This window comes from Marinobacter sp. tcs-11 (genome assembly GCF_002049515.1).
GTDB lineage: Bacteria > Pseudomonadota > Gammaproteobacteria > Pseudomonadales > Oleiphilaceae > Marinobacter > Marinobacter nauticus.
Genome location: NZ_LLYU01000021.1, coordinates 29366 through 43974, shown reverse-complemented (window position 1 = coordinate 43974; position 14609 = coordinate 29366). Strand labels below are relative to the sequence as shown.

The 14609-nt window shown below is 59.8% G+C and carries 14 protein-coding genes; 10 read left to right on the top strand and 4 right to left on the bottom strand.

Annotation, left to right across the window (positions count from 1 at the left end):
• Positions 1–206: 206 nt before the first annotated feature.
• The 9 genes from dctP (at position 207) to ARC85_RS16765 (ending at position 9653) form a co-directional block, all read left to right on the top strand.
• Positions 207–1265 (top strand): TRAP transporter substrate-binding protein DctP, encoded by a 1059-nt coding sequence (gene dctP / locus ARC85_RS16805; protein ID WP_014422556.1) that lies wholly within the window; start codon positions 207–209, stop codon positions 1263–1265.
• 102 nt (positions 1266–1367) lie between these two features.
• On the top strand, positions 1368–2078 hold the full coding sequence (locus tag ARC85_RS16800; protein WP_014422555.1) for a TRAP transporter small permease subunit: 711 nt from the start codon (positions 1368–1370) through the stop codon (positions 2076–2078).
• The gene (locus tag ARC85_RS16795; RefSeq protein ID WP_014422554.1) at positions 2075–3613 is read left to right on the top strand and encodes a TRAP transporter large permease; all 1539 of its coding nucleotides are present in this window, start codon (positions 2075–2077) and stop codon (positions 3611–3613) included. Before ARC85_RS16800 ends, ARC85_RS16795 begins: the two co-directional genes overlap by 4 nt.
• A gap of 19 nt (positions 3614–3632) precedes the next feature.
• Entirely contained in the window at positions 3633–4058 is a 426-nt protein-coding gene (locus ARC85_RS16790; RefSeq protein ID WP_014422553.1) for a GlcG/HbpS family heme-binding protein, read from the top strand.
• A 12-nt stretch (positions 4059–4070) separates the two neighbouring features.
• The gene (locus ARC85_RS16785; protein WP_153740587.1) at positions 4071–5543 is read left to right on the top strand and encodes an FAD-linked oxidase C-terminal domain-containing protein; all 1473 of its coding nucleotides are present in this window, start codon (positions 4071–4073) and stop codon (positions 5541–5543) included.
• A complete protein-coding gene (glcE, locus tag ARC85_RS16780) occupies positions 5536–6603 on the top strand; it encodes a glycolate oxidase subunit GlcE (RefSeq protein WP_153740588.1) in 1068 nt (355 codons plus the stop codon). The genes ARC85_RS16785 and glcE overlap by 8 nt, the downstream gene beginning before the upstream one ends.
• 2 nt (positions 6604–6605) lie before the next feature.
• Complete coding sequence (gene glcF, locus ARC85_RS16775) at positions 6606–7814, top strand: glycolate oxidase subunit GlcF (protein WP_228224037.1); 1209 nt, start codon at positions 6606–6608, stop codon at positions 7812–7814.
• A gap of 107 nt (positions 7815–7921) precedes the next feature.
• Complete coding sequence (locus ARC85_RS16770; RefSeq protein WP_153740590.1) at positions 7922–8353, top strand: DUF4124 domain-containing protein; 432 nt, start codon at positions 7922–7924, stop codon at positions 8351–8353.
• Between the two features lie 97 nt (positions 8354–8450).
• A complete protein-coding gene (locus tag ARC85_RS16765; protein WP_278350544.1) occupies positions 8451–9653 on the top strand; it encodes a multidrug effflux MFS transporter in 1203 nt (400 codons plus the stop codon).
• 6 nt (positions 9654–9659) lie between these two features.
• Here ARC85_RS16765 and ARC85_RS16760 read toward each other — a convergent pair whose 3' ends face one another.
• The 4 genes from ARC85_RS16760 to ARC85_RS16745 all read right to left on the bottom strand — a co-directional run bounded on the left by ARC85_RS16760 (position 9660) and on the right by ARC85_RS16745 (position 13451).
• On the bottom strand, positions 9660–10457 hold the full coding sequence (locus ARC85_RS16760; protein WP_153740591.1) for an ABC transporter ATP-binding protein: 798 nt from the start codon (positions 10455–10457) through the stop codon (positions 9660–9662).
• Positions 10454–11461, bottom strand: coding sequence for a FecCD family ABC transporter permease (locus ARC85_RS16755; protein ID WP_286715572.1), 1008 nt, complete (start codon positions 11459–11461; stop codon positions 10454–10456). Before ARC85_RS16755 ends, ARC85_RS16760 begins: the two co-directional genes overlap by 4 nt.
• The gene (locus ARC85_RS16750) at positions 11458–12396 is read right to left on the bottom strand and encodes a FecCD family ABC transporter permease (protein ID WP_286715577.1); all 939 of its coding nucleotides are present in this window, start codon (positions 12394–12396) and stop codon (positions 11458–11460) included. The genes ARC85_RS16755 and ARC85_RS16750 overlap by 4 nt, the downstream gene beginning before the upstream one ends.
• A 95-nt stretch (positions 12397–12491) precedes the next feature.
• A complete protein-coding gene (locus ARC85_RS16745) occupies positions 12492–13451 on the bottom strand; it encodes an ABC transporter substrate-binding protein (RefSeq protein ID WP_227548872.1) in 960 nt (319 codons plus the stop codon).
• 129 nt (positions 13452–13580) lie between these two features.
• Here ARC85_RS16745 and ARC85_RS16740 point away from each other — a divergent pair, with 129 nt between their 5' ends.
• A complete protein-coding gene (locus ARC85_RS16740; RefSeq protein ID WP_278350547.1) occupies positions 13581–14534 on the top strand; it encodes a LysR family transcriptional regulator in 954 nt (317 codons plus the stop codon).
• Positions 14535–14609: the final 75 nt, after the last annotated feature.

The window sequence follows — 14609 nt, the reverse complement described above, 5'->3', positions numbered from 1 at the left end:
TTAAAAACTGGTCTGACCAGTTGGCAATTCTCTGGACTAAACCGCACCTGCCTACGAATATCTTTTTAATGCTGGCATTTGCTGGTGTTGGATTACCTCTGCATAACAACAAAGTGAACGGAGATGTTTCGATGAACATCAATGATAACAACGACAAGCATTGTGATTCAGACGCAAACCCACCACGCCGGAGTTTTCTCAAAAAAATGGCGGTTGGTGCAGCCCTGGCAGGCGCGCTGACACTGGGCGCCGGTCAGGCCCAGGCCGCGACTACCTGGAAAATTCAGTCGGTGTGGGATGCGGGCACGGTTGGCTATGACCTGTTCGAGGAATGGTGCAACAGCATCAAGGAAAAATCCGGCGGAGAACTTATTTTCAGGCCGTACCCCGCAAAGGCGGTCGCGGCCGACAACAACGCGCTGTTTGATGCGGTACGTAATGGCGTACTGCAGGGGATGAACCCGTTTACCCTGTACTGGTCAGGCAAGATCCCGGCCTCGGTGTTCCTGTCCTCTTACCCGGCCGGCCCGGACCAGCCTCACCAGTGGGACACCATGTTCTATTCCCTGGGCATGCTGGAGAAAACCCGGGAGATCTACAAAAAGTACGGGCTGTTCTACGTGGGCCCGATTCAGCACGACGCCAACATCATTCATTCCAAGAAGCCGGTGAACAGCCTGGCGGATCTCAAGGGCATGAAGATCCGGGTGCCTGGCGGCATGGTGGCTGAGGTATTCCAGCAGTTCGGGGTATCCACTGTCAGCCTGCCGGGTTCCGACATCTTCCCGGCTCTGGAAAAGGGCACCATCGATGCGGCGGACTACGTGGGCCCGGCGGTGAACTATGAGCTGGGCTTCTCGCAGGTGACCGATTACATCCTGTTCGGGCCTCCAGGGGTGATGTCTATTTACCAGCCGGTGGATCTGATGGACCTGACGGTGAACCTGCGTGCCTGGAACGCCCTGGATCCCAAGCTGCAGCAGCTGGTTGAGGAAGAGGTGCGCAATTACTCCCAGAAGCACTACCTGACCATCCAGAAGCGCAACATCGAAGCCATGGAGAAGTTCAAGGCGGATGGAGACACCGTCACGCGTCTGAGCCAGCAGGATCTGCAGGAGTTCCGTCGCGCGGCAATTCCCATCTGGTACAACTGGGCGAACAAGAACGAGGATGCCAAGGCCATCTTCGATATGCAGCTCGAGTACATGATGAACGACACCGTGGGCTACGTCACCGAGGAAGACCTCAAGGCGGCTGGCAAGTAAACCGGCACTACCAACAACAATCAAAAAAGCGGGGAAGGGCAGGGAAGCCTTGGTTCAGGGCGCTCTCTCCCTTCCCCGCGTTGTCACTGACGTGAGGACAGTATGTCTGATCTGAGCAACTTTGGCTTTGTGCTGCCGCACTGGTTCTACTGGGGTTGGCTGGCGGTAATGCCGCTGCTGATGATGGCGTGGGACCGTTGGTCCAGTAGCCGTGGCGTGCAGGCGATTGACAAGAATGCCCTGGCAAACGAGAAGCTTCAGCAGATCGAAGCCGAAATGTCGAAAACCATCGAGTCGGATTACGCGAACTGGTTTACCCGGATTATCGACTGGATCAGCGAAAAATCTGGCGTGTTTATTTCCTTCTGGACCGTAAACGCCGTTGTTTTCTACTTTTTTGAAGTGGTTATGCGCTACATCTTCAATATGCCGACCATCTGGGTGCATGAGGCCAGCTTTCTGCTGTTCGGTATGCAGTACCTGCTGGCGGGCGCGTTTGCCCTGCTGCATGGCGCCCATGTGCGGGTCGATGTGATCTATAACCTGTTGCCTGTGCGGGGCCGGATTGGCATGGATATCTTCACCTCCATGTTCTTCTTCATGTTTGCGTTGGCGCTGGTGATTACCTCCTGGACCTTTTTCCAGAACTCCTACTCGATGGATGAACGTACCGTCGAGACCTGGGGCATCCAGTACTGGCCGGTCAAGGCCATGATGCTGCTGGGGGCTGTTCTACTTACCTTGGCGGGCCTGTCCAAACTGATCAAGGACATTGCCCTGTTCGTCAAGCTTGGCCGGGAGCAACACGCATGACTACCACTACAGTGAACAATCCGGGCCAGGGCAACCTCAAAGGCAAGCTTGGCACCTGGCTGATGATTCTGGCCACCGCTGCGCTGGCCTTTGTGATGTTTGTCGAGTTCGTCAACATTCTGTTCTACGACCCGTTCAGCGATGAGAAATTCCTGTTCAAGCTGGCCGGAAGCCTGGCCGATGTGAACATCGGACCGCTCACCTACCTGATGTTCGGCTCCCTGTTGGTGGCTTTGATGATGGGTCTGCCACTGGCGTTTGTTACCGGTGGTCTTGGGGTTGCCTTCATTTATCTGGTGGGCGACTCGCTGATGCTGAACATCATCCCCAGCCGCATCTTCCCGATGATGACCAACTCCGATCTGGCCGCTATTCCGCTGTTCATCTTCATGGCGGCGATGCTGGAACGGGCCGGCCTCATCGAAGAAATGTTCAATGTCGTCTACAAGTGGATGGGTGGTGTTGGCGGCGGCCTGGCCATTGCCACCATTGTGGCCTCGACCATTCTAGCAGCGATGGTCGGGGTTATCGGTGCGGCGGTCGTGACCATGGGGATCATTGCCCTGCCGGCCATGCTCAAACGGGGTTACGACCACAAGATCGCCCTCGGCTCCATCATGGCGGGCGGTACCCTGGGTATTCTCATTCCGCCCTCGATTCTGGCGATCCTCTATGCCGTGGTTGCCCAGCAATCGGTGGGTGAACTGTATCTGGGGTCGGTGATTCCTGGCGTTCTGCTATCCAGCCTGTATGTGTTCTATGTCTGGATCCGGGCGAAGCTGAACCCCGAACTAGGGCCTCCGATTCCCAAGGAGGAACGCATCGGCCTGAAAGACAAGCTGCTGCTTCTGAAAGACCTGATTGCGCCTCTCATTCTGGTGTTCCTGGTGCTTGGCCTGCTCTTTGGCGGCATTGCCACACCAGTTGAGGCGGCCGGCATCGGCTCCTTTGGCGCCATTCTTGTGGCGATGAAACACAAGGTGTTCACCATCGCGACTCTGCGGGATGCTTCGGTCACCACCGCCAAGGCTTCCGCCATGGTGCTATGGATCATGTTTGGTGCCTCGGTGTTTGTAGGTTTCTACATTCTCCAGGGTGGTCAGGACTTTATTACCGAATCCATTCTGGGCACCGGCCTGCCGGCCTACGGCATCCTGTTCCTGCTGATGGTCTTGCTGGTGGTACTGGGCATGTTCCTGGACTGGGTCGGCATCCTGCTGCTGGCGGTGCCTATCTTTATCCCCATTGTGGAAGCCCTGGAGTTCCCGGGTCTGTTCGGCCTGCCGGGCGTGTCTGGTGACGACGTGGTGCTGTGGTTCGGGGTGTTGTATCTGGTGAATATGCAGATGTCGTTCCTGAGCCCGCCCTTCGGCTATGCGCTGTTCTATATCCGCGGCGTGTGCCCGCCGGAAATTTCCATGGGCACCATCTTCAAGTCATCCCTGGTGTTCCTGGCCATCCAGGCCCTGGGCGTATTCCTGTGCATTGTGTTCCCGGCCATCACTACCTGGCTGCCCAATCTCGCTTATGGCTAACCAAGAGGAGTAAATCGTTATGTTGACCATTCATCGTCTCGACCTGTCTGATGCACGCATCCTGATTGAGGGTGCGGCGGCCAAGGCCCGTGAAATCGGCGTGCCCATGTGCATCGCAGTGGTGGACGAGTCCGGCACGCTGATCGCCTTTGAGCGTATGGACGGGGGCAAAGTGACCAGTGTTACCATCGCACAGGACAAGGCATTTACCGCTGCGGCCGCGCGCAAAGCGACCCACGACTACAATGCCGCCAACGTGCCGGGCAACCTCGCCTTCGGTATACATACTGAAGTGGGCGGTCGCCTGAGCACGGTAGGCGGTGGCCTGCCGGTGATGGTAGACGGTGAAGTGGTCGGCGGTATCGGTCTCAGCTCGGGCACGCCACAACAGGACATGGACTGTGCCCAGGCTGGCATCGACCATTTTGAAAGCAAACGCCAGTAACCGGTGTCTCTTATGAATACTCAATCCCGTATCAGCAAATCCCGGCTGGCGGAGCAGTTCCGGGCCTTTATTGACCCGGACTTCGTCATCACCGATGACGAAACCCTGAAACCTTATGAGTGCGATGGCCTGGCCATGTACCGGGAAATGCCCATGCTGGTGGTGCTCCCGGAAACCGTGGAACAGGTGCAGCGGGTCATGCGCATTTGCCACGAAAACGGTGTGCCGGTGGTGGCCCGTGGTGCCGGTACCGGTTTGTGTGCCGGTGCCATGCCGCATAAGGAAGGGGTAGTGCTCTCGCTGGCCAAGTTTAACCAAATTCTGAACATTGATCCGATTGGTCGCACCGCACGCCTGCAGCCGGGTGTCCGTAACCTGGCGATCAGCGAAGAGGCTGCACAGTACGGCCTTTATTACGGGCCGGATCCTTCCTCTCAGATCGCCTGCACCATTGGCGGCAACGTGGCCGAAAACTCCGGTGGCGTGCACTGCCTGAAGTACGGCCTGACCGTGCACAACATCCTCAGTGTGGAAATGATCACCGCCGAGGGTGACCGGGTAACGGTCGGCAGCGATGGCCTGGACAGCTACGGTATGGATCTGCTGGCGCTGCTCACCGGCTCTGAAGGACTGCTGGGCGTGGTCACCGAGGTGAAGGTGAAACTGCTGCCCAGGCCGGAAGTGGCACAGGTGATCATGGCGGGCTTCGACAGCATCGAGAAAGCGGGCGACGCGGTGGGTGGCGTGATTTCCCACGGCATCATCCCCGGTGGCCTGGAAATGATGGATGGTCATGCCATTGTCGCGGCCGATGACTTCTGCGGTGCCGGGTATCCCCGGGATGCCAAGGCCCTGCTGCTGTGTGAAGTGGACGGCACCGAAGAGGAAGTGCACGAACACATCGCAGAGGCCGAAGCGCTGTTCGGTAAGCTGGGCGCGACCTCCATTCGCACCTCACAGAGCGAGGAAGAGCGGGCTCTGCTGTGGAAAGGGCGCAAGTCGGCCTTCCCGGCGGTGGGGCGGATCTCGCCGGATTATTACTGCATGGATGGCACCATTCCGCGTCGCTATCTGGCCAAGGTATTGCTGGAAATGGAAAAGATGTCAGAAGAGTTCGGCCTGCGGGTGGCGAACGTGTTTCATGCGGGCGATGGCAACCTGCACCCGCTGATCCTGTTTGATGCCAACGTGCCAGGCGAATTTGAGCGCACCGAGGCGTTCGGCAGCAAGATCCTGGAACTCTGTGTGGAGGTGGGTGGCTGCATCACCGGTGAGCATGGCGTGGGCGTGGAGAAAATTCGCCAGATGGCGGTGCAGTTCAATGATGACGAGCTGCAGCAGTTCCACGATGTGAAAGCGGCCTTCGACCCCACCGGAATTCTGAACCCGGGCAAAGGGGTGCCCACCCTGAAATTCTGTCAGGAATACCGCTCCATCGAGCACAAGCAACACAAGCACGAAGAGGCGGACACTGCCCATGGCTGATCAGATCCAAACGATACAGGAGCAGGTGCTCAAGGCCCGCAGTAACGGGCAGAAACTCAACATTGTCGGCGGCGGCAGCAAGTCCTTTATGGGGCGCCAGAGCGATGCTGATGCCAGCATTCTGAGCCTGGCCGAGCACACTGGTGTGGTGGAATACCATCCGGTAGAGCTGGTGCTGACGGTACGTGCCGGTACCACCCTGAAAGAAATTGAAGCGGTGCTGGCGGAGCAGGGCCAGTGTCTGCACTTTGAGCCGCCGCATTTTGGCCGCGCATCCACCATCGGCGGCACAATGGCCTGCAACCTGTCCGGCCCGGCCAGACCCTGGGCGGGATCGGTGAGGGATCAGGTGCTGGGTATTCGCCTGCTGAACGGCAAGGGCGAACACCTGCGTTTTGGTGGCCAGGTGATGAAAAACGTGGCGGGATATGACGTTTCCCGTTTGCAGGCCGGCGCCATGGGAACGCTCGGGGTGATCACCGAAATCAGTCTGAAAGTCATGCCGAAGCCGGCGGCCACCGTTACCCTGGTGCGGGAGATGGCCATGGACGAGGTGGTGGAATACATGAACCGCCGTGCCGGTGAGCCCAAACCCATCACCGGTGCCTGCTGGGTCGATGGCAAGGTGTACCTGCGCCTGGCCGGTGCAAAATCAGCGGTTGAGGCGACCGCCGAGAAGTGGGGTGGCGAGGTTATGGCTGAGGGTGACCAGTTCTGGCGAGAGGTTCAGGACATGCGGCACGGCTTCTTTGACGATCCGGAAGCACCTCTCTGGCGGTTCTCCCTGGATTCCACCGCCAGAACGCCGAAGCTGGACGGCCCCTGGATGATCGACTGGGTTGGCTCCCAGCGATGGTATCGCGGCCAGGCCTCACTCAGCGATCTGGAGCCACTGGCTCGCGCTGCCGGTGGTCAGGTCAGCCTGTTCCGGGGTGGTGATCGCACTGCCGAAGTGATGCAAAGCCAACCCGAGGCGTTGAAAACCATCCAGCGCCGCGTGAAACACTCGTTCGATCCCGACGGCATTTTCAATCCTGGCCGTCTCTATAGCTGGTTGTAATTATGCAAACGAATCTGGTTCAACAATTTGCCAATGATCCCGAAGGTCAGGAAGCGGAGGAGATCCTCAGGGCCTGTGTGCATTGCGGTTTCTGCACCGCAACCTGCCCAACCTACCAGGAACTGAACGACGAGCGGGACGGGCCCCGTGGCCGCATCTATCTGATGAAGATGTTCCTGGAAGGCGGCGAAGTGACCGAGAAAACCCGTGAACATCTCGACCGCTGCCTGACGTGTCGAAGCTGTGAAACCACCTGTCCCTCCGGCGTGAAATATGGCCGTCTGGTGGATATCAGCCGTGGTTTGATGGAGAAAGAGCTGCCGCGTAAGCCGCAGGAAAAATGGCTGCGCTGGGCGCTGACCCGCTTCCTGCCGGATCGCCGGCTGTTCGGGTTGATGCTGCGTCTGGGCCAGGCCTTCCGGCCGGTCCTGCCGGAAAAACTGCGCACCAAGGTGCCGCCCCGCCGGCACGCAAGCCCCTGGCCCTCGTCGAGCCACAGCCGTGTGGTTCTGGCCCTGGCCGGCTGTGTTCAGCCGTCGGCTGCGCCCAATACCAACGCTGCCGCCGCCCGGGTGCTGGACAAGCTCGGCGTGACCATGGTGGAAGCCCCCGAGGCCGGATGCTGTGGCGCGGTGAACTACCATCTTTCCGAACATGAGCGCGGTCTGGAACAGATGCGCCGCAACATCGATGCCTGGTGGCCCGCCATTGAAGCCGGAGCCGAGGCCATCATCATGACCGCGTCAGGTTGTGGTGCCATGGTCCAGGATTACGGCCATCTGCTGAAAGATGATCCGGTCTACGCCAACAAGGCAAGGAAGGTCAGCGAGCTGTGCACTGATCTCGGGGCGTTCCTGTTGAAGGAAGACCTGGAGCCTCTGAAGGCCAGTGCCCAGGCTGGCAAGGTGGCGTTCCACTGTCCGTGTACCCTGCAGCACGCCATGAAACAGAATGGAGTAGTGGAGCAGGTGCTCACCAAAGCGGGAATCGACCTGGCGGCCACCAAAGACAAGCACCTGTGCTGTGGCTCGGCGGGTACCTATTCCATTACCCAGCCGGAGATGAGCCAGAAGCTGCTGGATAACAAGCTCAAGGCGTTGACGGTGGAGAACCCGGTGCGGATTGTCACGGCCAACATTGGCTGCCAGTTGCACCTGGAGAGCAAAGCAGACGTGCCGGTGAACCACTGGATCGAGTTGCTGGACCGCTGACCCGTTCCTGAAAGTGGCGCTGGTTTTCGGTATAGTCCCCAGCGCCTGTCCCGCTGCCGTGATGGCAGCGGGAATGTTGCGATAACTCTTTCACAGGATGTGATCCCATGCCAAGGAGACTGGCCCTGAGCCTGCTTTTCGTTGCCGCGGCAGCGCCCGTCACTGCCGAAATCTACCGTTGGACCGATGCCAACGGGTCCATTCACTTTTCCGATACGCCTCCCAGGCAGCTGCGACATTCCAGTGTTTCGGTGAAACCACCGGTGACCGTCCCCATGGGCGAAAACATCCGCCAGGCTGACCGAGTGCGGCAAAGCCGGGCCGAGGTGAGTCGCCTGCTGGCCCCCGGCAGCACGGATCGCTACGCCCAGGCCAGAGAGGCGAAAAAGCAGGCGGCACAGTGCGAGAAATATCGGAAGCAGCTGGACCGGATTCAGGGCCAGTTGCGAGCCGGCTACAGCAATGATCGAGGCAATGGCCTGCGCCAGAAACGACGCAAGCTCAGTCAGCTTTATAGCCGGGAGTGCGTGCTCGATTAGGCCTGAGTAGCTGAGTTCTGCCCGGGCTTCGGAAACCGCGCATTGTGGTTTCTCCTTGATTATTGTTAGCTATCTACCTAGTCAGCGGAGGTAGCCCTTGTCTCATTTTCAGCTCGCGTTATTACTTGGTATGACCGTCGCCCTGGGGCCTCTGGCTCTGGATGCGTATTTGCCAGCGTTCCCCGATATTGCCGACGGATTTGGTATTCCCCACGCGGATGTGGGCCTGACTCTGAGTGCCTATGTCGCCACCCTTGGTCTCGCCCAGCTGGTGGGCGGGCCTTTGTCGGATCGCTATGGTCGCAAGCTGATACTTTTCGTTGGACTGACCATTTTCGCCATTGCCGCGATGATGATTGCTGGTGCTGATACCCTGGCGGAGTTGGTGGGCTGGCGGATCGTGCAGGGCATCGGCGGTGCTTTCTGTGCGGTCTCGGTGCCGGCGATTGTCCGGGACCAGGTGGGCGGACAGGAAGCCGCGCGCCTGTTCGGCCTGATTGGCCTGATCATGTTTATTGCCCCGGCTGCGGCACCTTCACTCGGTGCGTTGATGCTCGCGCTCGGCGATTGGCACTGGATCTTCGTATTTCTGGCCGGCTACGCGCTCTTGCTGGCGGTCGTGCTGCAAATTGCCCTGTTTCCCAGGTTGAAACCCAGGCCCCAGGCCACGACGCCGGTGAAAACTCTGGTGACCAACTACCTGCTGGTGCTTCGCCACAGCACAACCATGCGCTTTATCGGTATTCAGGTGATGTGCTTCAGCACCATGCTGCTGTTCATTACCCACTCGTCGTTTATCTACCAGGAGTGGTTCGGTCTGTCGAACGCCAGTTTCTCCATGCTGTTCGCGGCCAATATCGGATTGATGGCGGTGCTGAATCTGGTCAACCGGCCGCTGTTGCGACGTTTCCCATCGGTAATCCTGTTGCGGGTACAGGTCATGCTGCAGTTCCTGATGCTGGTCGGGCTGGTTACCGTGGTAATTCTGGACGGCCCGTTCTGGGCGGTGGCGTTGTTCATCATTGGCGCCATTGGCTGTCAGGGCGGGATCGTGCCTAACAACATGGCCAATGCGCTGGAGTTCTTTCCGCATCTGGGCGGAACCGCCGCCGCTATGCTGGGCGCCTCTCAATTCACCCTGGCCGGAGGGATCAGTGCGCTGTCATCGGCCTTCGGAGGTGATGCGCTGCTGCCCATCGTGCTGAGCATGCTGGCCTGCTCGGCTGGTGCGGTGGTGCTGGCGGCCGGAGCGCCAGCCGCTATTGCCCGGGAAAAGGCCAGGGCCGAAGCCCAGGCCTGATACCGCTCAGGGATTGCGGCGCACGTTGACCAGTAACGGGCTACCGGTGGCCGGGTCGTGAATCAGATCGCAGCTGACGCCGTAGAGTTCCTGCACCAGCTCCGGTGAGACAATCTCCGCCGGAGCGCCCTCCTCAATAATGGTTCCATTTTTCATGGCCACCATATGGTCCGCATAGCGACAGGCACTGGCCAGGTCGTGCACCACCATGGCGATGGTCTTGCCTTGTCCGCTCAGCGCCCGGATTAACTCAAACACCTCAATCTGGTGACCCAGATCCAGAGCCGACGTGGGCTCATCCAGCAGCAACAGCGGCGTTTGCTGGGCCACCGCCATGGCAATCCAGGCCCGCTGTCGTTGCCCGCCAGAGAGGGTGTCCAGTGCACGGTCAGCCAATCCGGCAACATCGGCGGCCTGTATCGCCTGATCGAAGGCCCGTTGGTCTTCTTTCGACCACTGTGTCATCCAGCCCTGATGAGGCTGGCGGCCAAAGCGTACCAGGTCGGCAACGGTGAGACCTTCCGGGGCGGTGTTGTCCTGGGGTAGCAGGGCCAGTTTCCGGGCGACTTCTTTGGACGGCAGGCGATGGATATCCTTGCCGTCAAGAAGCACCGAGCCGCCCTTGGGCGTATGAATCCGGGCCAGACCATTCAGCAAGGTGGATTTTCCGCAGCCGTTGGGGCCCACGATGGCGGTGACCTGGGCCGTTGGCAGATGAAGGCTCAGATTCTCCGCTACCACAAACTGACGGTGCGCCAGGGTGATGTCGTCGGCGGCAAGGGTCGCGGTTTGGGGTTGGCTCATGTCAGGCTCCGTGGCGAAGGTCTCAGCAGTATCCAGAGCAGGTAAGGGCTGCCGACGATGGCGGTAATGATGCCTACCGGAATTTCCAGCGGCGCAAACAGCGTGCGGCCTAACAGGTCGGCAATCAGCATGAAGCTGGCGCCCGCCAGGGCCGCAGCCGTGAGCGGAACCTTGCCCGGGCGGCACAGGGCCCGGGCAAGCTCCGGCGCCAGCAGGGCAATCAGGCCAACCGGCCCGCAGACCGATACTGCCAGGCCCGTGAGCATCACCGACAAACCCAGGCCGATTATGCGGGTGGCTTTCAGTCGGGTGCCCAGGGCAATGGCCACCGCATCCGTGAACTGCAAGGTATTGAGGGCCCGGCTGAGACTCATAAGAACCAGGTAGCCGGCCGCAAGGCCCATTCCGAGTACCAGCACACTCTGGCCGGAACGGGCATTCAGACTGCCCACGGTCCAGGGATAGGCCGCATTGGCGGCATCAATCGCCACCCGACTGAGCATTACCTGGGTAACAGCGCCCGCGATGGCGCCAATGCCAATTCCGGCGACGATAAAGCGATAGCCGCGGGTACCATTGGCGCCCGCCAGACCAAAGGCGATCGCCGTGGCGGCTGCCGCTCCGGCCAGAGCCATGGCTGATGGCGCCAGCGATAGCCCCACACCCACTACCGACGCGACGGCAAAGGCGGTAGCCGCGTTATCGATGCCGATAATGCCCGGTGTCGCCAGACGGTTACGGGCCAGGGTCTGCATCAGGCATCCGGCCATGGCCAGCGCCGCGCCACTCAGTAGTCCCGCAATTACCCGGCTCAGACGAAGCTCGTTGATCACGAAATCGGTTATTGGGTCTGCGTTACCGGCTAATGCCCTGAGGGTATCGAACAGGGAAACCTGCACGGTACCGGTGGCCAGCGAGATGATGGTTGCCAGGACTAACAGCCCGAGCAGGGCGGTATTAACCAGAGCGTTACGTTTGTCCGGCATGGCGAATCCTGCGGTCATAGCGAAGGCATCCGGCCGGCCCGGACAATGGCCAGCAGCACCGGAGCGCCAATCAGAGCGGTAACCACCCCCAGAGGCATTTCGGCGGGCGCGGCAATCAACCGGGAAACCACGTCGGCACCCAATACCACGGCAGGGCCAACAGGCACACACAGCCAGAGGGTCTTGCGGATATCCGGGCCAGAAAAGGCCCGGGCAATAAACGGCACCACCAGCCCCACAAAGATCAGCGGCCCGGCCAGGGCCGTTGCCGAGCCCACCAGAAGAGCAACCGTGAGGGTGATCAGGAAACGGATTCGCCCCGGGTGATGTCCCAGCCCAACGGCCGCCTTTTCGCCCAGGGCCATGGCTGCCAGTGGTCGTGCCACGGTAGCCATCAGAACCAGCGCGAGTGTGATGGAAGGAAGCGTTGCCCAAAGTATGGATAAGGGTTTGCCGGCCACGCTGCCGGTAATCCAGAAGCGAATCTCATCGGCGGCTCGCTGGTCTATCAACATCAACATGGAGGTCAGCGCCAGCAGCAGTCCGGTCAGGGTGGCCCCGGCCAATACCAGGCGCACAGGATCATTGCCCAGCCCCTGCACCCGGGTGGCGGCGATCACCAGGGCGCAGCCGGCCAGCGCCCCGAGCTGGGCGACCAGAGTGGTGAGTGTGGCTGTGGTGGCTCCCAAGAGGATGGCCAGGGCCACTGCAAAGCCACTGCCAGCGCTGACGCCCAGCAAGCCAGGCTCGGCGAGCGGATTGCGGGTCATGGACTGGAGCAGGGCACCAGCCAGGCCCAGTGCGAGGCCGGTGACCAGGGCAATGATGGTGCGGGGTAGCCGAAGTTCGGTGACCACAAACCAGGCTTCCTCAGTGCCATTGGCCATCAGCGCCGCAATGGCATCGCTGGCAGACACCGGGCCGGCGCCATAGAGCAGGCTGGCCAGTACCACCAGCAACAATAAAAATCCCGCAGCCAGAAGCGGCGGGAAAAAAGCGCGAGACGCAACCACGCTAGTCGGGGATAGAGCGTTTAACATTGGGCGCTTCAGGGCTGAATGGCCGTGACCGCAGCTTCGATGTCATCAAGAATGGCCAGTACCGCCAGAGGTCCGGTAGCGCTGGTCCAGAGTTGCCCGCTGACGGTGATCACCCGGTCGTGTTCAACCGCATCCAGGCGGGCAAAGGCCGGGGATTGGCGGGCTGCCTCCAGTGCTTTATCGCCATCTGCATTCAGTGTCGCCAGGAATACCCAGCTTTGATCCATGCTGGACAGGTTCTCCAGGCTCAGTGGTTCGCTATGGGGGCGACCTTCTTTAACCAGATCATTGTCATCTATCCGGAAGCCTACTGCCTGAAGAATCGAGGCCGAGAACAGGCCTTCCGCCATCACCAGGGGGCCCTGGGGCATCCAGCGAACCAGGGTGGCATCTCGCTGGGCTTCCGGGATGCGGGCCTCCACAAGGGCGGCAACTTCGGCAATGCGTGATTCGACTTGGGCAATCACCTGCTCAGCGGCTTCTTCCCGCCCCAGGGCTTTGGCGAACAGGCGGGTTTCCCGTTCCCAGCTGTCTGATTGGAACATGGGAACATCTGACACGATCACCGGCGCAATCCGCGACAGCAACTGGTATTGCTGCTCATTGGTGCGTGGCGCCGCCAGAATCAGATCGGGCCGGACGGAGATAACCGCTTCAATATTGGTTTCGGCCGGAGCGCCCACAATAGCGATATCACCCGCCCGGGACTTGATGTAATCGGCAACGTCGCTGCCGCCACGGGTAATCACTGCGCCCACTGGGTTGGCATCTACGGCCAGTGTCGTGTCCAGGGCACCCTCATACAGTGTGACTACTCGCTCTGGCTGGCCGTTGACCGTTACCGGGCCATAGGCCGTTTCCACAGACCGGGTATCCGCGAGACTGGCACCCACGCCCATGGCGGAGAGAGCCAGTACGGCAATGGAACGGAGAAGCGTCTGTTTAGGGGGGTGAGTGCGGCATGTCATGGTCAGTGCGCTCCGGCAGCGGGGTGTTAGATAGCTTGCAAATTTTAATGGAAAATAATGATAATGGTTCTCGTTAAGGTTTTAAAGTGATAAATTGGAACGGTCAGTTGCAAATAATGGAACCAAATCATGTATGACTTGCAGGAGCTGGAGGCCTTTGTGTCCGTGGTGCGTACTGGCAGCCTGACCGCCAGTACCCTGGATCTGGGACTACCCAAGTCCACTCTCAGCCGCCGGATTCGGCAACTGGAGGAGAATGTGGGGCAGCCACTGCTGTTGAGGCAATCCCGGAAGATCGTGCCGAACGATGCCGGGCGTGTGTTCTACCGCTATTGCAACGACATTCTCGAGTTGGTGGTGCAGGGGCGGGAGGCACTGGACGAACTCAAAGCCGAGGTAACCGGCAAGCTGGAATTGCGTTGTCACGAATCTTTTGTGCGTGGCTGGTTTTCCGGGGTGGTTGAGTCCTTTATGGCTGACCATGACGACCTTCGTGTTGCGATTCACACCCAGAGGAACCTGCCGGAAGCGGTCGAGGACGGTGTGTGTATCTGGCTGGGCGAGGCCGGTGAGACAGCGCTGCGCCACGAGGTGCTCGGTGTGCTCAAACAGGGTATTTTCGGTAGCCCGGCCTATTTCCGGCAGCACGGCAAGCCGGCTTCACCGGGAGAGCTTGCCCATCATCCCTGGGTGGATCTGCTGGGTATGGCAGACACCGGGGTGATACTGCATCACTCCCGCCAGGGCAATTTTCCGCTGTCGCTACCGGATCGCCGGTTTACCGTGGATCAGTTCAATGTACAGGGTGACGCCATTGCAGCGGGCCGCGGCCTGGGGTTGATGCCGGCCTGGCTGGTAGAGCGCCGGCTGACGGCTCACCCCGGTAGCTTTCAGTCCTGTTTACCGGACTGGTATGGACCCGACCTACCAGTAACCTTGCTTTATCCTCATGGTGTTCTTCCCCGTCGGGTGCGGGCCTTTATTGCTCATTTACGAAGCTGTATCCCGGAGGAATGGACGGGGGGTGCTGGAACTGCCACACAGGCTGTTCCGAAAAGCGGAACGCATCATTCCAACACCTGAACCCTTGCGTTGTGTTAATGTTCACGCCACTGATAATGATTCGCAAATGCGAAAACTGATACATCGTGAACGTTG

Bases quoted from the DNA above. Each gene is read 5' to 3' on its own strand.
- dctP (WP_014422556.1), top strand. From the start codon at position 207: ATGGCGGTTGGTGCAGCCCTGGCAGGCGCGCTGACACTGGGCGCCGGT.
- glcF (WP_228224037.1), top strand. From the start codon at position 6,606: ATGCAAACGAATCTGGTTCAACAATTTGCCAATGATCCCGAAGGTCAG.
- ARC85_RS16755 (WP_286715572.1), bottom strand. From the start codon at position 11,461: ATGACCGCAGGATTCGCCATGCCGGACAAACGTAACGCTCTGGTTAAT.
- ARC85_RS16760 (WP_153740591.1), bottom strand. From the start codon at position 10,457: ATGAGCCAACCCCAAACCGCGACCCTTGCCGCCGACGACATCACCCTG.
- ARC85_RS16745 (WP_227548872.1), bottom strand. From the start codon at position 13,451: ATGACATGCCGCACTCACCCCCCTAAACAGACGCTTCTCCGTTCCATT.
- glcE (WP_153740588.1), top strand. From the start codon at position 5,536: ATGGCTGATCAGATCCAAACGATACAGGAGCAGGTGCTCAAGGCCCGC.
- ARC85_RS16785 (WP_153740587.1), top strand. From the start codon at position 4,071: ATGAATACTCAATCCCGTATCAGCAAATCCCGGCTGGCGGAGCAGTTC.
- ARC85_RS16800 (WP_014422555.1), top strand. From the start codon at position 1,368: ATGTCTGATCTGAGCAACTTTGGCTTTGTGCTGCCGCACTGGTTCTAC.
- ARC85_RS16740 (WP_278350547.1), top strand. From the start codon at position 13,581: ATGTATGACTTGCAGGAGCTGGAGGCCTTTGTGTCCGTGGTGCGTACT.
- ARC85_RS16795 (WP_014422554.1), top strand. From the start codon at position 2,075: ATGACTACCACTACAGTGAACAATCCGGGCCAGGGCAACCTCAAAGGC.
- ARC85_RS16790 (WP_014422553.1), top strand. From the start codon at position 3,633: ATGTTGACCATTCATCGTCTCGACCTGTCTGATGCACGCATCCTGATT.
- ARC85_RS16770 (WP_153740590.1), top strand. From the start codon at position 7,922: ATGCCAAGGAGACTGGCCCTGAGCCTGCTTTTCGTTGCCGCGGCAGCG.